This window comes from Kitasatospora sp. MAP12-44, from assembly GCF_029892095.1.
Lineage (GTDB): Bacteria > Actinomycetota > Actinomycetes > Streptomycetales > Streptomycetaceae > Kitasatospora.
On record NZ_JARZAE010000004.1, the window covers coordinates 5321766 to 5340762 of the forward strand.

Sequence of the window (18997 nt, forward strand, 5' to 3'; positions counted from 1 at the left end):
TGCTGACAGTCGGGCCGGTTACCGTTTCCTCATGCTCAGCCACCCCGACCAGCTCAAGGAGCTGCTCGGCATCCCCTTCAACCGGGAGCAGATGCAAGCCATCGGCGCCCCGCTGGAGCCTGCCGTGATCGTCGCCGGGGCGGGCTCGGGCAAGACCACGGTGATGGCCGCTCGGGTGGTCTGGCTGGTCGGCTCGGGAGCCGTCCGGCCCGAGGAGGTGCTCGGTCTGACCTTCACCAACAAGGCCGCCGCCGAGCTCTCCGAGCGGGTGCGCACCGCGCTGGCCCGGGCCGGAGTGCGCGAGGCCGAGGACGTCCAGGACGCCACCGGCGAGCCGGAGATCTCCACCTACCACGCCTTCGCCGGCCGGCTGCTCAAGGAGCACGGCCTGCGGATCGGCATCGAGCCGGACGTCCGACTGCTCGCCGACGCGACCCGCTTCCAGCTCGCCGCCCGGGTGCTGCGCACCGCGCGCGGGCCGTTCCCGCACCTCAAGGACGCCTTCAGCACGCTGGTGGCGGACATCACCGCGCTGGACGCCGAGCTGGCCGAGCACCTGGTCGAGCCCGGCGAGCTGCGCGACTTCGACGCCGAGCTGCTGGACAAGCTCGCTGCGGTCAAGCTGAGCAATGCCGATCTGCGCGCCGTCCCGGAGGCCGCCGCCGGCCGCCAGGAGCTGCTGCGCCTGGTCGAGGAGTACCGCCGCCGCAAGGCCGCCGCCGGGCTGATGGACTTCGGCGACCAGATCGCCGCCGCCGCCCGGCTGGCCCAGCAGCGTCCGGTCGTCGGCGAGCTGCTGCGCGGCCAGTTCAAGGTGGTGCTGCTGGACGAGTACCAGGACACCTCGGTGGCCCAGCGCCTGATGCTGGCCGGCCTGTTCGGCCACGGCGGCCACGCCGTCACCGCCGTCGGCGACCCCTGCCAGGCGATCTACGGCTGGCGCGGCGCCTCGGTGGCCAACCTGGACGACTTCCCCGAGCACTTCCCGCACGCCGACGGCACCCCCGCGCTGCGCTACGCGCTCAGTGAGAACCGCCGCAGCGGCGGCCGGCTGCTGGCCTTCGCCAACGGCCTGGCCGCGCCGCTGCGCGCGATGCACGAGGGCGTCGAGGCGCTGCGCCCGGCGCCCGGCGCCGAGCTGGACGGCTTCGTCCGCGCCGCGCTGCTGCCCACCCATGCCGAGGAGGTCGGCTGGCTGGCCGACTCGATCGCCCACCTGGTGCGCACCGGCACCCCGCCGGGCCGGATAGCCGTGCTGTGCCGGGGCAGTGCTGTGTTCCCGGACGTCCACGCGGCGCTGGTGGCCCGCGAGGTGCCGGTCGAGGTGGTGGGCCTGGGCGGCCTGCTGCAGCTGCCCGAGGTGGCCGACCTGGTCGCGGTCTGCGAGGTGCTGCAGGATCCGACGGCCAACGCGGCACTGGTCCGGCTGCTGATCGGCCCGCGCTGGCGGATCGGCCCGCGCGATCTGGCACTGCTCGGCCGCCGGGCCGCCGAGCTGGTCCGCACCGCCCGTACCGACGGCGGCGACCCCCTCACCGCAGCCGTCGCGCAGGCCGATCCGACCGAGGTGGTCTCGCTCTCGGACGCCCTGGAGACCTTCCTGGACGCCACCCCGCATGGGGGCACCTCCCAGCCGGAGGCTGGGGGAGAGCTGCCGTTCTCCGCCGAGGCCCGGATCCGCTTCGCCCACCTGGCCCGGGAGGTCCGCGAGCTGCGCCGGATGCTGTCCGAGCCGCTGATGGACGTGCTGCACCGGGTGCTCACGGTGACCGGCCTCGAGGTGGAGCTCTCCGCCTCGCCGCTGGCGCTGGCCGCCCGCCGCCGGGAGACCCTGCACGCGTTCCTGGACGTCGCGGCCGGCTTCGCCGACCTGGACGGCGATCCGGGGCTGGCCGCCTTCCTGGCCTTCCTGCGGGCCGCCCAGGACTACGACAGCGGCCTGGACAGCAGCCTGCCCGGCGGCGAGGACACCGTGAAGGTGCTCACCGTGCACAAGTCCAAGGGCCTGGAGTGGGACGTGGTCGCCGTCCCCGGCCTGGTCGCCGGCGCCTTCCCGAGCAACCGCTCGCGCGAGCGCTGGACCAGCCGCCGGCATGTCCTGCCGCACGCGCTGCGCGGCGACGGCGCCACCCTGCCCGCCGTGCCGGGCTGGACGGCCAAGGGCATGACGGCCTTCCGGGACGCCCTGAAGGACCAGACGGTGACCGAGGAACTGCGGCTCGGCTATGTCGCGTTCACCCGTCCCAAGGCGCTGCTGCTGGCCTCCGGCCACTGGTGGGGGCCCAGCCAGAAGACCCCGCGCGGTCCGTCCGACTTCCTGGAGGAGCTGCGCGCGCATGCCGGGCTGCCGGGCTGCGGCGAGGTCGAGCACTGGGCCGAGCCGCCGGTGGCGGGCGCCGAGAACCCGGCGCTCGATCAGTCGGTGGAGACCGCCTGGCCGCTGCCGCTGGATCCGGCCGCCCAGCTCGCCCGGCGCCGGGTGGCCGAGGTGGTGGGCCGCCGGCTGGCCGGGGAGCCGGCGCCCGAGCCCGAGCGGCTGGCGCCCGAGGAGCAGCGTCAGGTGGCCTCCTGGGACCGTGACCTGACCGCGCTGCTCGGTGAGTTGGAGCGCTCCCGGCGCACCGTGCGGGACGTGCCGCTGCCGGCCTCGCTCTCCGCCTCGCAGCTGATGCGCTTGGCCGCCGACCCGGACGGCTTCGCCCATGAGCTGGCCCGCCCGCTGCCCCGCCCGCCGCAGCCCGGCGCCCGCCGCGGTACCCGGTTCCATGCCTGGATCCAGGCGCAGTTCGCGCCGCTGCCGCTGATCGAGGCGGAGGCGTTGCCGGGGGTGGACGAGGACGGCATCGAGGACGAGCACGACCTGGAGCAGCTCAAGGAGGCCTTCCTGCGCGGCCCGTACGCGACCCGGACGCCCTACCGGGTCGAGGCGCCGGTGCAGTTGCTGCTGGCGGGGCGCGTGGTGCGCGGCCGGATCGACGCGGTGTACCGGGAGCGTGACGGCGACGCTGGGTCACCAGGACTGCCCCGCTACGAGGTGGTGGACTGGAAGACCGGTCACGAGGAGAGCGCCGATCCGCTGCAACTGGCCATCTACCGGGTGGCCTGGGCCGAGCAGCAGCGGCTGCCACTGGAGCAGGTCACCGCTGCCTTCTGTTACATCCGCAGCGGACGGGTCGAAAGACCGGTACGACTTCCTGACCGGAAAGAGTTGGAAACGCTTCTGATCGGGAACAGTGACTATTAGGTCACAGAGAGCATCCAACTCGTCACGGAGTCGCGCGAAACCAGTGCGGTGTGCGCGTTTCGCGCCTATTGTGGGGTCGGTAACCGGTCACTCAGGTCTTCCGGTCGTCGGGACAGACCCCCAAGCGTCACCCTCAGTCATCGTCGCAGGTGTCCCCACGACACTCGGCGCCTTCTGCTGGAGAAACCGAAGTTGAGCGCGACCGGATGGTTCAGAGAGCGGTTTGCCGGCCCCACCCCCGGTCCGGCCACCGTCCGTGCGACGGGGACCTGGCCCAGGACCGCGTTGGCCCTGCCGTTCATCGGCATGGCGCTGGTGGTCTGCCTTGACTACTTCAGCAACACCACGGTGACGGTCGAGCCCGCGCTCACCGCCGTCCCCGCGCTGGCCGCGATCGTCAGCCGGCGGGTCTGGTACCCGCTGCTGACCGGAGTGCTGGCCGAGGGCGCCGCCTTCGTCATGGCCACCTACAACAACGTGCTCGGTGAGTCCGTGCACAGTGCGACGGTCTTCGCGATCGCGCTGGTCACCGCGATCAGCTGGGTCAGTGTGATGCTGCGGGTGCGGCAGGAGCAGGCGCTGGCCGACGCCCAGTTGGTGGCCGAGATCGCCCGCCGGGTGCTGTTGCGCTCGGTCCCCGACCGGGTGGGCAGCGTACGGGCGGCCGTGCACTACGCGGCGGCGGCCGCGCACGCCCGGATCGGCGGGGACCTGTACGAGGTGGTCAACACCCGGCACGGCGTGCGGGCGGTGGTCGGCGACGTCCGCGGCAAGGGGCTCAGCGCGGTGGAGACCGCGGCCGCCGTGCTGGGCGCGTTCCGCGAGGCGGCGCACCAGGAGCCCGCGCTGGACCTGGTGGCCCACTGGCTGGCCGTCAGCCTGGACCGCGCGCTGCACGAGAACGAACACCCGGGCGTGGAAGAGGAGTTCGTCACCCTCGTGCTGATCGGGGTGTGCCCGGACGGCACCGCGGAGATCGTCAACTGCGGCCATCCCGCGCCGCTGCTGCTGCGCGGCGACGGGCCCGCGGTGGCCCTGGAGTTGGACGAGACGGTGCCGCCGCTGGGCGTCCTCGACCCGGCGGACGTCCGCCCGCCGATCCAGCGGGTGCCGTTCGAACCGGGCGACCGGGTCCTGCTGTTCACCGACGGGGTGATCGAGGCCCGGGACCGGGCCGGCCTCTTCTACCCGCTCGCCGAGCGGCTCCCCGGCTGCGCGAGCGGCGGCCCGACCGACGTGCTGCGCCGGCTGCACGCGGACGTCGTGCGGCACGTCGGCAAGCAGCTCGGCGACGACGCGGCGATGCTCCTGCTGCAGTACGAGCCCGCCCAGGGCGGTTCGCAACTCCCGCACCAGAGCGCGCAGCTGGTGGCCCGTCCGTAGGGGCTACAGCTCGACCTCGACCACCAGCGGCCGGTGGTCCGAGACGCCGACCCGCGGCGCGGCGACCGAGCCGACGGCGGTGCGCGGCACGCCGACCGCGAGCACGTGGTCGAACTGCACCGCCGGGCGGTGCGACGGGTACGTGGGTGTGCGGGCCAGGTCGTACCAGCCCTGCAGGCGCGGGCGCGGCTCGCGGACCCGGCGGCGGCGCGGCTCGCTCGCCGCCGCGCGCACGCGGCGGGCGGCGCGCAACTCGCGCAGCTGCTGGCGCGAACGGGTGCCGCGGTCCAGCGCGGTGGCTCCGCCGAGCACCGTGCGCGGGACCGCCCCGACCAGGTTGAAGTCGCCGAGTACCAGGTAGGGCCGCGGCAGGTCGGCGATCCACCGCCGGATCCCGGCCAGTTGGGCCATGTTCCAGCCCGGCACGAAGGACAGATGGGTGGCGACCACGGTGAACGGGCCGCTGGGCCCCTCCAGGACGGCGGCCAGCGCGGCCCGCGGCTCGTCCGGGACGGGGGTCAGGCCCCGGCGCCCGGCCACCCGCAGCGGCAGACCGAACGGCGCGGGGGCGAACCGCCGGGCCTGCCAGTGCCGCACCGGCAGCCGGGTGAGCAGCGCCGTGCCGTAGGAGGGCAGTTCGAGGGCGGTGCCCACTTCGTCCGGCCCGTACACCTGCAGGCCCGGCACGGCCGGGTCGCGCAGCCAGCCGGCCACCGGCGCCGGGCGGCCGTGCAGGGCGGCGGCGAAACGCCAGTCGGCGGCGCCCATCGCCTTGGCGGCCACGGCCGTCTGGTCGGTCAGCCCGGAGCGCTCCTGGTGGCGGTCCACCTCCTGGAGCGCCAGCACATCGGCGTCCAGCGCGGCGATCGCGTCGTGCAGGGGATCGCCCGCCTCGGTGGGGAAGGGCAGCGGGCTGCCGTCGGTGGCCAGCGGCTGGCCGTGCAGCAGGTTGAAGGTGGCGATGCGCAGCGTGCTCACACCGCACGACGGTACGCCCTGGCGGTGACGGTGGGTGTCGCGGCTTGAGGCTTGACCACCTACCGGGTATACATACTCAGTATGTCGATCCCTCATGGTCTACTCGCCCTCCTCGACCAGGGCCCGCGCTACGGCTACCAACTCCGCGTCGAGTTCGAGGCGCGCACCGGCGCCACCTGGCCGCTGAACGTCGGCCAGGTCTACACCACGCTCGGACGGCTCGAACGGGACGGCCTGGTCGTCCCGGACCGTGAGGACGAGGAGGGGCACCTCTTCTACGCCCTCACCGACAAGGGGCGCGCCGAGCTGCGCTCCTGGTTCGACACCCCGGTGCCGCGCACCAACCCGCCCCGCGACGAACTGGCGATCAAGCTCGCCATGGCGGTCACCGTCCCCGGGGTCGACGTGCACGCCGTCGTCCAGGCCCAGCGCCGGCACAGCATCAAGGCGCTGCAGGACTACACCCGGTTGAAGGCGCGGGCGCTGGCGGGGCAGACCACCGCCACCGAGGCCGAGGGGCGTTCCGAGCTGGCCTGGCTGCTCGTCCTGGACCAGCTGATCTTCCAGACCGAGGCCGAGGTCCGCTGGCTCGACCACTGCGAGACCCGGCTCGCCCAGCACAGCGAGCGGCTGCAGGCCGAGCAGGCCGAGCGGGCCGCCCAGCCCGCGCAGCCCGCCGGGAGTGCCGCTGCCGAGGCGCCCAAGGGGCGCCGTCGCAGCCGGGTCTGACGGCCCGCCAACCCATCGGAACCACGGAACAGCTGGGGAGACCATGACCGACGCCTTTCCTTCCACCGCCTTCACCCGGACCTCCACCGAGCCGGTGCTGCGCCTGGCGGGGGTGACCCGGGTGCACGGCCGGGGCGCGGCCCAGGTGCACGCGCTGCGCGGGGTCGACCTCCAGGTGCACGCGGGCGAGTTCGTCGCCGTGATGGGCCCCTCGGGATCCGGCAAGTCCACCCTGCTCACGCTGGCCGGCGGGCTGGACAGCCCGACCGACGGCCGGGTCATGGTGGAGGGGCAGTCGCTCGGCGCGCTCTCGCGCAAGCAGCTGGCCCAGGTCCGCCGCCGGTCGATCGGCTATGTCTTCCAGGACTACAACCTGATCCCCGCGCTGACCGCCGCCGAGAACATCGCGATGCCGCGCGAACTGGACGGGATATCCTCCAGGGCCGCCCGCCGCGAGGCGCTGGCCGCCCTGGAGGAGCTGGGCATCGGCGAGCTCGCCGACCGCTTCCCCGACGACATGTCCGGCGGCCAGCAGCAGCGGGTGGCGATCGGCCGGGCGCTGATCGGCGAGCGCCGGCTGGTGCTGGCCGACGAGCCGACCGGCGCGCTGGACTCCACCACCGGCGAGTCGGTGCTCGCCGTGCTGCGGGCCCGTTGCGACGCGGGCGCGGCCGCCATGATGGTCACCCATGAGGCCCGGCACGCCGCCTGGGCGGACCGGGTGGTCTTCCTGCGGGACGGCCGGATGGTCGACGAGACCGGCTGCCAGGACGTCGACTCGCTGCTGCTCGCCTGAGGCTCTGATGGGGCGGGCGTGACGGAGGTTACAGCTCCTGCGGGGCCCGCGACCGGGGCCACGGAGGCGCGTCGGCGGCGCGGAGAACTAAAGTCGTCCGTATGACGAAAACCCCGGACAGCGTCGTCCGTTCCTTTATCGACCAGCACCAGGCCGACTTCCTGCGGGACTTGGGCGAGTGGCTGAGCATCCCGTCGGTCTCGGCCGACCCGGGCCGTTCGGGGGAGGTCCGCCGCTCCGCCGAGTGGCTGGCCGCGAAGCTGGCCGAGATCGGGTTCCCGGTGGCGGAGGTCTGGGAGTCGGACGGTCTGCCGGCGGTGTTCGCCGAGTGGCCCTCGGGTGACGCGGGTGCGCCGACCGTCCTCGTCTACGGCCACCACGACGTCCAGCCGGCCGCCAAGGAGGACGGCTGGGACACCGAGCCGTTCACCCCGGTGACCATCGGCAACCGCCTGTACGCCCGCGGCGCGGCCGACGACAAGGGCCAGGTCTTCTTCCACACCCTGGGGCTGCGCGCGCACCTGGCGGCCACCGGCCGCACCGCGCCGGCCGTCAACCTCAAGCTGCTGATCGAGGGCGAGGAGGAGTCCGGTTCGCCGAACTTCGGCGCGCTGATCCGCCGGGAGTCCGAGCGGCTCGCCGCCGACCTGGTCTTCGTCTCCGACACCGGCATGTGGGCCGAGGGCACGCCGACCATCTGCACTGGCATGCGCGGCATCGTCGACTGCCAGGTCGACCTGTTCGGCCCGGACAGCGACGTCCACTCCGGCTCCTTCGGCGGGGCCGTGCCGAACCCGGCCACCTTCGCCGCCGAGCTGGCCGCGGCGCTGCACGACGACGACCGCAGGGTCACCGTCCCCGGCTTCTACGACGGCGTCGTCGAGCTGACGGACCGCGAGCGCGAGCTCTTCGCCAAGCTGCCCTTCGACGAGCAGCAGTGGCTGCGGGTGGCCAAGTCGCACGGCCTGCTCGGCGAGGCGGGCTACACCACCCTGGAGCGGGTCTGGGCCCGGCCGACCGGCGAGGTCAACGGCATGTGGGGCGGCTACACGGGCCCGGGCCGCAAGACCATCGTGCCGGCCGACGCGCACCTCAAGCTCTCCTTCCGGCTGGTGGCCGGGCAGGACGTGTACCGGATCGAGCAGCTGGTCAGGGACTGGGTGGCCGGCCGGATCCCGGAGGGCATCCGGCACGAGATCGTCTTCCGCGCGCACACCCGGCCGTGCCTGACGCCGCTGGACCACCCGGCGCTGCAGTCCACCGTCCGCTCGATGGGACGCGCCTTCGAGCAGGAGATCCTCTTCACCCGCGAGGGCGGCTCGGGGCCGGCCGCCGATATGCAGGAGGTGCTGGGTGCTCCGGTGCTCTTCCTCGGCATCTCGGTGCCCTCGGACGGCTGGCACTCGATCAACGAGAAGGTCGAGCTGGACCTGCTGCGCAAGGGCGTGGAGGCCACGGCCTACCTCTGGGAGGACCTGGCCGAGAACTTCCGGCCGGCCGAGGCCGCGGCGCCGGCCGCCGCGGCCGATGACAAGTGACGGCACCGGCCGTCGGCAGCTGTTGAAACTCGATCGGGGACGGACCTACGTGAGCACCATGCCTGACATCGAACGGCCACTGCAGCTCGCACTCGCCAGGGCGGGGGTGGACCGCGCGGCCCACCACCGGCAGGACGAACCGTGGCTCGCGGCCGCCTGGAGCCACCCCACCACCAAGGTGCTGCCGATCGCCGCCGGCGAGGCCTTCGTGGTGGACACCGAGGCGGGCGCCGAGCTGGTCCTGCTGCCCTCCTTCGAGGCCCCGCAGACCGGTGACCGGTACTTCCTGGGGACCGACGAGAGCGGCGTGTCGTACTTCGCGCTGGCCGGCGAGTCGCTGCCGGGCCGGCTGGACGGCGACGCCCGCCCGGCCGGTCTGCGCGAGGTGGGCGCGACCCTCTCCGACCGGGACGCCGGGCTGCTGGTGCACGCGGTGGCGCTGGAGCACTGGCACCGGCTGCACAGCTTCTGCTCGCGCTGCGGCCACCCGACCGAGAAGGCCGGCGCCGGGCACCTGCGGCGCTGCACCTCGTGCGCGGCCGAGCACTACCCGCGGACCGACCCGGCGGTGATCATGGTGGTCACCGACGAGCAGGACCGCTGCCTGCTGGGGCGCCAGGCGCTCTGGCCGGAGGGCCGCTGGTCCACGCTGGCCGGGTTCGTCGAGCCGGGCGAGTCGATCGAGCAGGCGGTGGCCCGCGAGGTCTTCGAGGAGGCCGGGGTCAAGGTCGCCGAGGTGAGCTACGTGGCCAGCCAGCCGTGGCCGTTCCCGGCCAGCCTGATGCTGGGCTTCGTGGCCAAGGCGGACCCGGACGGCACGGCGATCACGGTGGACGGCGAGGAGCTCTCCGAGGCGCGCTGGATCTCCCGGGAGGAGCTGCGGGCCGGGATGGAGTCGGGCGAGATCCTGCCGCCTTCGGGCATCTCGATCGCCCGGCACCTGGTCGAGCTCTGGTACGGCGAACCGCTGCCCCCCGCCGTTCGCTGGTAGCGCGTCAACTGGTAGCGCGTCAATGAGAACGGGGGTGTGCGGGAATCACCGCGCGCCCCCGTTTCCATACGATCATCATCGATCGCGCAGCGGGCATTCCGGAAAAATTCCGGCCAATTGCCGTCGGGCTGGGCGCGGGCTGGGCGGCGGGCTTTTCCCGGGTCGGCGGCCTCGGCCGCGGACTGCCCGGGGGTGGCGGCCGATGGCTGCCGCTGGTTGCCGGCAGCGGCCGCCCGGCGTTGGGGCAGCTGGGGATCGGCCGACTGAGGTGCCGCTGGTTGGAACGAATTCGACGGCTATTGATCCATCGGCGGACCCGTTCAATCGGGCAATCACCAATCCTGGCCAATAATGGCTGGTTTAGCTGAAATGACCCGGGATGAATCGCTACATTCCCCAGGTGAGCATCTCCCGAGGAAGCGTTCCGTCCCCCAAGTACCAGCGGCTGGCAGCCGACCTGCGCCGGCGGATCGCGGCCGGCGAATGGTGCGGCGATGTCGCGCTGCCGGTGGAGACCGAGCTGGAGCAGCAGTACGGCGTGGCCCGCAACACCGTGCGCCTCGCGGTGGACGTGCTGGTCAACGAGGGCCGGCTGGTCCGGCTGCAGGGCAAGGGCACCTATCTCAAGGAGCATCCGGTCCTCGACCACCGTGCCTTCGGGCCGCCGCTGGGCCGGCTGATCCCCGCCCAGCGGGACAGTCTCGCGGCGCCCAGCGAGGTCTACACGAACGAGGCGGACGAGGCGGGCCGGGTATTGACGGTCGACTTCGAGATGCTGATCGTCCGGGCCAGGGCGGACGTCGCGGAGCGGCTCGGCCTGCGGGAGGGGGAGGCGGTGGTGGTCCGCCGCCAGCTGCGGCTGATGGACCGCGAGCCCTACTCGATCGAGGAGAGCCACTACCGGGCCGGCCTGGCGGCCGGTACCGCGCTGATGGAGCCGGACCAGGTCCCGGGCGGGGACGAGCAGGTGCTGATCGAGCTGGGCCGCACCGAGATCGGGGCGGTGGACCAGCTGGTCTCCCGGATGCCCGGTCCTGAGGAGGCGCAGTGGTTCCAGGGCGGGCCCGGCGTGCCGCTGCTGGTGCAGACCCGGGTCACCTACGACCGGCGCGGGCCGGTGCGGGTGATCGAGACCCGCTACTCGGCCGACCGCTGCCGGCTGGTCTACAGCCTGGGCGAGCTCGCGGCCCGTCCGGTGCCGGCGCCCCTTGAGTGACCTTCCTGGACGACCGCGGACCCACGCCTGCGACGGCCCGTCGCAGGCGTGGGCCCGGCGCGGTGTCAGCTCGCCAGCGCGGCCTGCACCTGACGCAGGCTCGGGTTGGTCATGGCCACCGGCTCGCCGCCGCCGGCCGGGGTCACCAGCAGGGTCGGCACCGTCTGGTTGCCGTCGTTGACCGACTCCACGAAGGCCGCCGACGCCGGGTCCTGCTCGATGTTGATCTCGGTGTAGGCGATCCCCTCGCGGTCCAGCTGCTTCTTCAGCCGCTGGCAGTAGCCGCACCAGGTCGTGCTGTACATCGTGACGCTGCCGGACATCGGAAGGACTCCTTCGGACCAGGGGATGGTGCTGTCCCGGGGCACAACGCGCGGGACGCGGTCTTGATTCCTGCTGGGTGCCGGGGGCTCCGCGATCCGTGACCCGATCGTCGTACCGGGCCTGTGGACAACGCACGACGCGATGTCGTCGCACCCTGAGAGGATGGGCTGCATGCAGGAAGAGCTCATGACCGGTGACCAGTACGGCGCACAGCACCTCCCCGGCCTGTCGGGGGGCGGATCCGGGGGCGGCGGGGCCGTGTTCAGCGGCGGCTACGCCGGTCGGCCGGGCGACGCCGACGCGGTGCTGGCCGGGCTCGACCCGGAGCAGCGGGCCGTCGCCACCGCGCTGCACGGACCGGTCTGCGTCCTGGCGGGCGCCGGGACGGGCAAGACCAGGGCGATCACCCACCGGATCGCCTACGGCGTGCGCAGCGGCGTCTTCCAGCCCCAGCAGGTGATGGCCGTCACCTTCACCGCGCGGGCCGCGGGCGAGATGCGCGGCCGGCTGCGCGAGCTCGGCGCGGAGGGCGTGCAGGCCCGGACGTTCCACTCCGCCGCGCTGCGTCAACTCCAGTACTTCTGGCCGCGGGTGGTCGGCGGCGAGGTGCCGCGGCTGCTCGAGCGCAAGGTCCAGCTGGTCGCCGAGGCCGCCGGGCGGACCGGCCTGCGGGTCCAGCGCACCGAACTGCGCGACCTCACCAGCGAGATCGAGTGGGCCAAGGTCACCCAGATCGTCCCGGACGACTACCCGGTGGCCGTCCTCAAGTCCGGCCGGGACGCCCCGCGCGACCCGGCCGAGATCGCCCGGGTCTACGCCACCTACGAGCAGACCAAGCGCGACCGCAACGTCATCGACTTCGAGGACGTGCTGCTGCTGACCGCCGCGATCCTGGAGGACCGCCCGGAGATCGCCGATCGGGTGCGCGCCCAGTACCGGCACTTCACCGTCGACGAGTACCAGGACGTCTCGCCGCTGCAGCAGCGCCTGCTCGACCAGTGGACGGGCGCCGGCGCGAGCCTGTGCGTGGTCGGCGACGCCAGCCAGACGATCTACTCCTTCACCGGCGCCACCCCCGACTACCTGCTGAACTTCCGCCACAAGCACCCCGACGCCACGGTGGTGAAGCTGGTCCGCGACTACCGCTCCACCCCGCAGGTGGTCCACCTGGCCAACGGGCTCCTCGCGCAGGCGCGTGGCGAGGCCGCCCGGCACCGCCTGGAGCTCGTCTCGCAGCGCGCGGCCGGCCCCGAGCCGGTCTACACCGAGTACGTGGACGAGCCGAGCGAGGCCGAGAGCACCGCGCACCGGATCAAGGAGCTGCTGGCCAAGGCCCCCGGGCAGGGCGGCTACCGGGCGAGCGAGATCGCCGTGCTGTTCCGGACCAACGGGCAGTCCGAGGTCTATGAGCAGGCGCTGGCCGACCTCGGGATCTCCTACCAGCTCAAGGGCGCCGAGCGGTTCTTCGAGCGGCCGGAGGTGCGCGAGGCCGGGCTGCTGCTGCGCGGCGCGGCCCGCGCGGGGAACGACCCGCTGACCGCCGACGCGCCGGACCTCGCCGCCGAGGTGCGCGCGGTGCTCGGCACCCGGGGCTTCACCGCCACCCCGCCGGCCGGCTCCGGCGCGGTCCGCGAGCGCTGGGAGTCGCTGGCGGCACTGGTCCGCCTCGCCGAGGAGTTCGAGGCCGGGCGTCGCGCGGCGGGCGAGCCGGCCGACCTGGCGGCCTATGTCGGCGAGCTGGACGCCAGGGCCGCCGCCCAGCACGCGCCGGCCGTGGAGGGCGTCACGCTGGCCTCCCTGCACGCCGCCAAGGGCCTGGAGTGGGACGCCGTCTTCCTGGTCGGTCTCACCGAGGGCACGCTGCCGATCATCTACGCCAAGACCGACGAGCAGTTGGAGGAGGAGCGCCGACTGCTCTACGTCGGTGTCACCCGGGCGCGGGAGCACCTCTCGCTCTCCTGGGCGCTCTCCCGCTCGCCCGGGGGGCGCGCCAGCCGCAAGCCCACGCGCTTTCTGGACGGGCTGCGCCCGGGCTCCGGCCCGGCCGGGGCGCGCTCCGGCGCGGGCGGCCGCGGGGGCGTGGAGGGCGGTGGCGGGGAGCGCGCGGCGGGCCGCAAGGCGCGCGGACCGGTCAAGTGCCGGGTCTGCGACCGCACCCTCACCGACGCGGTCGAGCGCAAACTGCGCCGCTGCGAGGACTGCCCGTCCTCCATGGACGAGGCGCTGTACGAGCGGCTGCGCGCCTGGCGGGCCGGTCAGGCCAAGAAGCAGGGCGCCCCGGCCTATGTGGTCTTCACCGACGCGACCCTGATGGCGATCGCCGAGGATGTGCCCGCGGACACCAGGGCGCTGGCCCAGATCTCGGGTGTGGGCGCCATGAAGCTGGACAAGTACGGGGCCGCCGTGCTGTCGTTGTGTGCGGGGGAAGAGCCTGAGGAGGAACCGGTCGCGGACGCGGACGGCCCCTCGGACGAGCCCTCCGAAGAGGAGCTCCCGCAAGACTCCTGAAACTCGCCCGTAAAATAGTTTGCGCGCTGTGCATGGTGCGCAATAGCCTGCCGGAGCGGTCAAGGGGACGAGATCGCAAGCCGATCGGGGTCACTCCTGAAGCGGCTTTCCCCTGCGCATCACAGTTCTCTGCACGACAGCTGGACCGAGACAGACATCCGAACAGCCGGAGCCCGGGAGACCAGGCCCCGCGAGACGCCGAGAGGAGGCGACGATCGTGAAGACCACAAAGCTGATCACCAAAGTGACTGGCCAGACCGTTGTTGCCGCTTCGCTGCGTCGTTCCCCCGCGGGTCTTCTCGCGGGCGGAGTCTCGCTGTCCGGTGTCTGCGGCGGTCTGGATCTCGACGCCACCCGCGTCAGCGTCGCCGGTGCCCTGGGCATGACGGGCGCCGCCGGCAGCACCGCGGGATCGGGTGTCGAGGCCGGTCTGTCCCTCGGCTGGGTCAGCGTCGATGTCGACTCCGTGCGCCTGATGCGCAATGAGCGACCGACCAAGGCATCGAAGGCAGTGGCAGCGGCGGCCAAGCATGGCGCCTATCTGCAGGTCGTCGGTGCCGGAGCAGCCCAGAAGCAGAGCGAGCAGCTGATCAACCAGGCCAAGGCCGCCTTTATCGGGGCCGAAGCCATCCGGATCCGGGCCTTCCGCGGGCCTGAACCCTGGAGAGAGCAAACCTGAGGAAGCCTCAGGTCGGACCTTTCCAGGGCCGCGGAACCCGTACACCGGGATCCGCGGCCCTTCTGTTTTGTCCGGTACGACAGACCATCAGGCCCCTAGGGGCCTCCGTCCCAGCCCTCCAGTCGGCTGGGACGGAACCAGAACTCCAGATGAGGAAGACGCCCACAGTGTCCACGGTCATCACACCGCCCCTCCTGTCCGTACCGAGCTCAACGCCGACCAAGGCCGACCCCGCTCCACTCCCTCCCCCGGAAGGTTCACTCATGCAGATCACCGCTCTCGACGACGCCGAGGCTCTCGGATCCCCCATCCCGTGCCGGGCGTTCGACCCGGAGGTCTTCTTCGCCGAGACTCCCGCCGACGTCGAGTACGCGAAGTCGCTGTGCGGCACCTGCCCCGTCAAGGAGGCCTGCCTGGCCGGTGCGCTCGACCGGCGTGAGCCGTGGGGCGTCTGGGGCGGGGAGCTCTTCGTGCAGGGCGTCGTGGTGGCCCGGAAGCGGCCGCGTGGCCGTCCGCGCAAGACCGAGGTCGCAGCATGATCCCGGCGCCCCGAGCAGCACTGGTCCACCGGGATTGCCCCCCGGCGGCCGACGCACTGCGCCACTCAGTCCGCATCGCCGCTGCCCAGGCCGATGCCGCAGCACAGCTCCCCTACCCGCCTACGCACCACGAGCAGGACCACGACATGGCCATCACCACCGGGCCCAGCGCCCGCGCCGAGCAGAACACCGAACTCTCCGTCCAGAACAGGACCCTCGAGATGAATCTCATGCAAGAAAACCTGGCCCGTGCCCATATGCAAGAACGCCTCCAAGAGGCTGAGCACCAACGCCTGGTCCTGCGGGCCGTCCGCGCGGGCCGGCTGAAGCGGCGCGCCGAGCGCGCCTCGATGCGGGCTCGCAAGGCCCTTGTCACCGCCCTGATGTGACGCCTGGCTCGACCCCCGGCGTGACGCCGAGCTGAATCCACTGCGCCCCTGCCACCCCGCTCTGCGGGGGACAGGGGCGCCGGTGTGACAGGCCTTCGGTCGGCCTCGGGCGCGCTACCCGGCCTCCGCCGCGAAGGCGAAGCCCGGGAGCCAGTCGAGCATCTCGGCGCGGAACGGCGCCTTGGCACCGAGCTGGCAGAGCACCCCGATGGTGCTGAGCGTGACCCGGTGGATCAGCAGGTAGTCCGGCGGCAGGTTGAGCTGCTTGCCCAGGTTGTAGGCGGGCGAGCGCGGGTCGGCGATCCGGGCCGCCTGCGAGCGCATCCACGACCGGGTGAAGTGGAAGTTCTCCACCGCCGCCGGCTCGATGATCGGCAGCAGGTAGTCGAGCACCGCGTCCGGATCGAGCTGGATCGAGGGCTTCACGAAGCCCTCCTCGCGCAGCATCTCCAGCACGCCCACCGCGTCGCCGGCCAGCGCCATCCGCAGCGAGTCGCCGATCGGGGTGGGCAGGCCGCCGGGCAGCCGGTCGACCGTGCCGAAGTCCAGCACGCCCAGGCGCCAGCCGTCGGCCGGTCCGCCGTCCTTGAGCAGCCGGAAGTTGCCGGGGTGCGGATCGGCGTGCAGCAGGCCGGTACGGGCGGGGCCGGCGAACAGGAACCGGGCGAGCAGGTGCCCGGCCCGGTCGCGCTCGCGCTGGCTGCCCTTGGCGATCACCTCGGCCAGCGGCGTGCCGCCCATCCACTCGGTGATCAGCACCTGGTCGGCCTGCGCCACCACGCCCGGCACCACGATGTCCGGGTCGTCGGCGAACTCGTCGGCGTGGGTCTGCTGGGCCGCGGCCTCCAGGGCGTAGTCGAGCTCCTCGGCCACCCGGCTGCGCAGCTCGGCGATCAGCGGCTTGATGTCCAGGCCCGGGATGAGCGGGCCGAGCAGCCAGGCCACCCGGCTGAGCTGGCCGAGGTCGGAGAGCAGCGCCTCGCCGGCGCCCGGGTACTGGACCTTGACCGCGACCTCGCGGCCGTCCTGCCAGACCGCCCGGTGCACCTGGCCGATCGACGCCGCGGCGGCGGGTCGATCGTCGAAGCTGCGGAAGTCGGAGCGCCAGTCCTTGCCGAGGCGCTCGGCGAGTGCCGCGTGCACGCTGGCGGCCGGCATCGGCGGCGCGGCGTCCTGAAGCTTCGTCAGGGCGGCCCGGTAGGGACCGGCGACCTCCTCCGGCAGGGCCGCCTCGAAGACCGAGAGGACCTGCCCGAACTTCATCGCGCCCCCCTTGAGCTCACCGAGGACCTTGAACAGCTGGTCGGCGGTGGCCTGCTGGAGCTCGGCGGTGACCGACTCGGCCGACCGTCCGCCGATCCGCTTGCCGAGCCCGAGGGTGGCCCGCCCCGCTATCCCCAACGGCAGGGCGGCGAGCCTTGCGGTGCGGGTCACAGCTTTGCGCGGAAGATCGCTCACCCGGGGCCTCCCAATCAAACGTGTGCCGGCAGTCCCCGCGGCTGCGGTGGCTGGGATTCGGCGGTCACTAGGCCATTGTGCCCGGTCGCCCGCGGGCCCTGGCCGTGGCCCGGAGCTCGGGCTCCGCCGCGGTGCCACAGGCCGTCAGGCACCGTGGCGGGCCCGGCCAGGGCCCGGCCCTGGCGGCGCTAGGATCCGGGCCAGTAGCAGCCGCAGTCGGAGTGCGGCGGGAGCCGCAGCCGGCGGACCATCCCGTCCGCCGCGGAGACCTCGCACCAGCCGTCGACGCTCGGTGGCCGCTCCCCGGCGAGATGGATCAGCGTGTGCAGCCCGGCGAGGCCGGCCACCGCTGCCGCGAGGGCGGTGTCGCAGGCCGGCTCGCGCGGTCGGCCAGGGCCCTCGGCGGCGAGCTGGGCGAGCAGTCGGGGCCAGCAGGCGTCCCGGTCCGTCCGGGCCAGGGCCACGCACCCGCCGCAGGCCGAGGCGCCCGGCAGCACCAGCGGCCCCACCACCCCGACATGCTCGACCACCCCGACATAGAGGTGCGGCACCCCGGCGCGCATCAGCTGACGGGCCTGCACGGCGCCACCCGCGAAGGCACCGGTGCCGTCCCGTGGGGTGAGCACCACCAGCGCCGGTGCCCGCGCCTCCGCCGCGTCCGCAGCCGGGGTCGGGGCCGTGCCGGCTCCGCCGGCCGCGCGGCGGACGGCCTCCCGCGCTGCGGTGGCCCGAAGCCGCCCGACGTCCTGCACCGGGATGCCACCGGGCGCGCAGTCCCCGGGCAGCACCCGTCCCTGGTCCGCCACCTCCACCGACCCCACCCCGGCGGCGGCCAGGGTCGCGGCCAGGGTGGCCCCGATCCGGCCCGCGCCGCGGATCTCCACCCGCGCCTCGCCCCGGCGGCGCAGCGCCCGTGCCCCGGCCCCGGGCGCCGGATGCAGCAGCGACAGCGAGGCGAGATCGGGCCCGAGGAGCTCGCGCCGGGTGGGGGAGTGCCCGGCCAGCACCTGCTCGGTGGCCAGCGCGTCGTCCAGCAGCCCGGCCTGCTCCAGCGAGCGCAGCGCCTGCGCCACGTACTCGGCGGGCAGGCCGAGACCCTCGCTCGCGACCGTCAGGGCGGCCGCGTCCCGTTGGCCGTCCAGCAGGTCGAGAAAGGCGCAGAAGCTGTCGTCCGCTCGGTCGACCAGGCGGGCCAGCTCGGGGGCCGTCCCGAATTGCAGGGTCTGCTGGTCCCGCCAGGCCCGGGACAGGGCGGATTTGAGCGTCGGGTGCATGGCGAGTCCCCTTTCCTTCGTCACACTGAGGAATCGCCGATTGACAATCCGTGATGACAGGATGCCCGAAAGGGCAGAATTCGGGAAGTCGGTTATCCACACCCCTGTGGATATGGTCGGGCGATCATTTGAACCGGCTGTTCTTGCCGCGATCATTGTTGAAAACAATTCGGCGTTGGCAGCGGACTTCTGTCAGTGCCAGCGGGTAACGTCGTGTGCCATGGCAGCCGAACGGGACTCCCAGTCCTCGGCGTCGCCTCGGCGTGCCCGTGCAGCTGCCGGGTCAGGAGTCGCGACGCCCGGTACCCGTGCGCGACCAGGATCGGAGCGCTCGGAGCACTCCACCCGGGCCCCCGACGACGCGGCCGAGCACTCCACCGCCCCCGCCGGCCACGGCCCGGTCGAGGTCCGCCGCAGCGCCCGCCGCAGCCGTACGGTCTCCGCCTACCGCGAGGGTGATCGGACGATCGTGCTGATCCCGGCCCGGATGTCCCCGGCCGAGGAGCAGCGCTGGGTGGCCCAGATGCTCGACCGGCTGGCCGCCCAGGAGAGCCGCCGCACGCTCGGCGACGACGCGCTGGCCGAGCGCGCGCATCTGCTCTCCCGGGCCTACCTGGGCGGCCGGGCCAAGCCCGAACAGGTCCGCTGGGTCACCAATCAGAACTCCCGCTGGGCCTCCTGCACCCCCAGCGAGCGCACCATCAGGCTCTCCCACCGCCTCCAGGGCATGCCGGACTACGTCCTTGAGTACGTGCTGCTGCACGAGCTGGCGCATCTGCTGGTCCCCGACCACGGCCCGCGCTTCTGGGCGCTGCTCGAGGCCTACCCGCGCACCGAGCGGGCCCGCGGCTACCTGGAGGGGGTGGCCGCCGCGGCCCGGCTGCCGCACATCCCGGCGGCCCGCGGGGGCGGGTCCGGCGAGGAACCCACCCCCTGCGAGTAGCGGTGTCA

The 18997-nt window shown here is 73.3% G+C and carries 15 protein-coding genes and 1 pseudogene; 12 read left to right on the top strand and 4 right to left on the bottom strand.

What is annotated here, in order from left to right; translation table 11 throughout:
- The first annotated feature begins 31 nt into the window (after positions 1–31).
- Both P3T34_RS24660 and P3T34_RS24665 read left to right on the top strand, forming a co-directional pair.
- The gene (locus tag P3T34_RS24660) at positions 32–3244 is read left to right on the top strand and encodes an ATP-dependent DNA helicase (protein ID WP_280668224.1); all 3213 of its coding nucleotides are present in this window, start codon (positions 32–34) and stop codon (positions 3242–3244) included.
- Positions 3245–3529: 285 nt separating this feature from the next.
- Positions 3530–4627, top strand: coding sequence for a PP2C family protein-serine/threonine phosphatase (locus tag P3T34_RS24665; protein ID WP_280668225.1), 1098 nt, complete (start codon positions 3530–3532; stop codon positions 4625–4627).
- Between the two features lie 3 nt (positions 4628–4630).
- Here P3T34_RS24665 and P3T34_RS24670 read toward each other — a convergent pair whose 3' ends face one another.
- Positions 4631–5605, bottom strand: a complete 975-nt coding sequence (locus P3T34_RS24670; RefSeq protein WP_280668226.1) for an endonuclease/exonuclease/phosphatase family protein — start codon at positions 5603–5605, stop codon at positions 4631–4633.
- Positions 5606–5686: 81 nt separating this feature from the next.
- Here P3T34_RS24670 and P3T34_RS24675 point away from each other — a divergent pair, with 81 nt between their 5' ends.
- The 5 genes from P3T34_RS24675 (at position 5687) to P3T34_RS24695 (ending at position 10875) form a co-directional block, all read left to right on the top strand.
- Complete coding sequence (locus P3T34_RS24675) at positions 5687–6334, top strand: PadR family transcriptional regulator (RefSeq protein WP_280668227.1); 648 nt, start codon at positions 5687–5689, stop codon at positions 6332–6334.
- 43 nt (positions 6335–6377) lie between these two features.
- Positions 6378–7130, top strand: coding sequence for an ABC transporter ATP-binding protein (locus P3T34_RS24680; RefSeq protein WP_280668228.1), 753 nt, complete (start codon positions 6378–6380; stop codon positions 7128–7130).
- A gap of 101 nt (positions 7131–7231) precedes the next feature.
- Positions 7232–8668, top strand: a complete 1437-nt coding sequence (locus P3T34_RS24685) for a dipeptidase (protein WP_280668229.1) — start codon at positions 7232–7234, stop codon at positions 8666–8668.
- 58 nt (positions 8669–8726) lie between these two features.
- Positions 8727–9659, top strand: a complete 933-nt coding sequence (gene nudC, locus P3T34_RS24690) for an NAD(+) diphosphatase (RefSeq protein ID WP_280672355.1) — start codon at positions 8727–8729, stop codon at positions 9657–9659.
- 400 nt (positions 9660–10059) lie between these two features.
- Positions 10060–10875 (top strand): GntR family transcriptional regulator, encoded by an 816-nt coding sequence (locus tag P3T34_RS24695; protein WP_280668230.1) that lies wholly within the window; start codon positions 10060–10062, stop codon positions 10873–10875.
- Positions 10876–10940: 65 nt separating this feature from the next.
- On the opposite strand, the gene P3T34_RS24700 is transcribed toward P3T34_RS24695, so the two are convergent.
- Positions 10941–11198, bottom strand: coding sequence for a mycoredoxin (locus tag P3T34_RS24700; protein WP_280668231.1), 258 nt, complete (start codon positions 11196–11198; stop codon positions 10941–10943).
- 172 nt (positions 11199–11370) lie between these two features.
- Here P3T34_RS24700 and P3T34_RS24705 point away from each other — a divergent pair, with 172 nt between their 5' ends.
- From P3T34_RS24705 to P3T34_RS24720, 4 genes and pseudogenes are all read left to right on the top strand, one after another.
- Positions 11371–13707, top strand: coding sequence for an ATP-dependent DNA helicase UvrD2 (locus P3T34_RS24705; RefSeq protein WP_280668232.1), 2337 nt, complete (start codon positions 11371–11373; stop codon positions 13705–13707).
- A gap of 217 nt (positions 13708–13924) precedes the next feature.
- Positions 13925–14386: a hypothetical protein gene (locus P3T34_RS24710; protein ID WP_280668233.1), complete on the top strand. Its 462-nt coding sequence runs from the start codon at positions 13925–13927 to the stop codon at positions 14384–14386.
- A 167-nt stretch (positions 14387–14553) separates the two neighbouring features.
- The gene (locus P3T34_RS24715; RefSeq protein WP_280668234.1) at positions 14554–14925 is read left to right on the top strand and encodes a WhiB family transcriptional regulator; all 372 of its coding nucleotides are present in this window, start codon (positions 14554–14556) and stop codon (positions 14923–14925) included.
- 197 nt (positions 14926–15122) lie between these two features.
- Positions 15123–15314 (top strand): annotated as a pseudogene (locus P3T34_RS24720) (hypothetical protein); the annotation flags it as partial.
- A gap of 114 nt (positions 15315–15428) precedes the next feature.
- Here P3T34_RS24720 and P3T34_RS24725 read toward each other — a convergent pair.
- Both P3T34_RS24725 and P3T34_RS24730 read right to left on the bottom strand, forming a co-directional pair.
- Positions 15429–16772, bottom strand: coding sequence for an AarF/ABC1/UbiB kinase family protein (locus P3T34_RS24725; RefSeq protein ID WP_280668235.1), 1344 nt, complete (start codon positions 16770–16772; stop codon positions 15429–15431).
- A gap of 188 nt (positions 16773–16960) precedes the next feature.
- Complete coding sequence (locus tag P3T34_RS24730; protein WP_280668236.1) at positions 16961–18046, bottom strand: ThiF family adenylyltransferase; 1086 nt, start codon at positions 18044–18046, stop codon at positions 16961–16963.
- Positions 18047–18266: 220 nt separating this feature from the next.
- Here P3T34_RS24730 and P3T34_RS24735 point away from each other — a divergent pair, with 220 nt between their 5' ends.
- Complete coding sequence (locus tag P3T34_RS24735; protein ID WP_280668237.1) at positions 18267–18989, top strand: M48 family metallopeptidase; 723 nt, start codon at positions 18267–18269, stop codon at positions 18987–18989.
- Positions 18990–18997: the final 8 nt, after the last annotated feature.

Excerpts from the sequence above, each read along its gene's own strand:
- P3T34_RS24705 (WP_280668232.1), top strand. The coding sequence starts at position 11,371 with ATGCAGGAAGAGCTCATGACCGGTGACCAGTACGGCGCACAGCACCTC.
- nudC (WP_280672355.1), top strand. The coding sequence starts at position 8,727 with ATGCCTGACATCGAACGGCCACTGCAGCTCGCACTCGCCAGGGCGGGG.
- P3T34_RS24680 (WP_280668228.1), top strand. The coding sequence starts at position 6,378 with ATGACCGACGCCTTTCCTTCCACCGCCTTCACCCGGACCTCCACCGAG.
- P3T34_RS24685 (WP_280668229.1), top strand. The coding sequence starts at position 7,232 with ATGACGAAAACCCCGGACAGCGTCGTCCGTTCCTTTATCGACCAGCAC.
- P3T34_RS24660 (WP_280668224.1), top strand. The coding sequence starts at position 32 with ATGCTCAGCCACCCCGACCAGCTCAAGGAGCTGCTCGGCATCCCCTTC.
- P3T34_RS24730 (WP_280668236.1), bottom strand. The coding sequence starts at position 18,046 with ATGCACCCGACGCTCAAATCCGCCCTGTCCCGGGCCTGGCGGGACCAG.
- P3T34_RS24700 (WP_280668231.1), bottom strand. The coding sequence starts at position 11,198 with ATGTCCGGCAGCGTCACGATGTACAGCACGACCTGGTGCGGCTACTGC.
- P3T34_RS24735 (WP_280668237.1), top strand. The coding sequence starts at position 18,267 with ATGGCAGCCGAACGGGACTCCCAGTCCTCGGCGTCGCCTCGGCGTGCC.
- P3T34_RS24675 (WP_280668227.1), top strand. The coding sequence starts at position 5,687 with ATGTCGATCCCTCATGGTCTACTCGCCCTCCTCGACCAGGGCCCGCGC.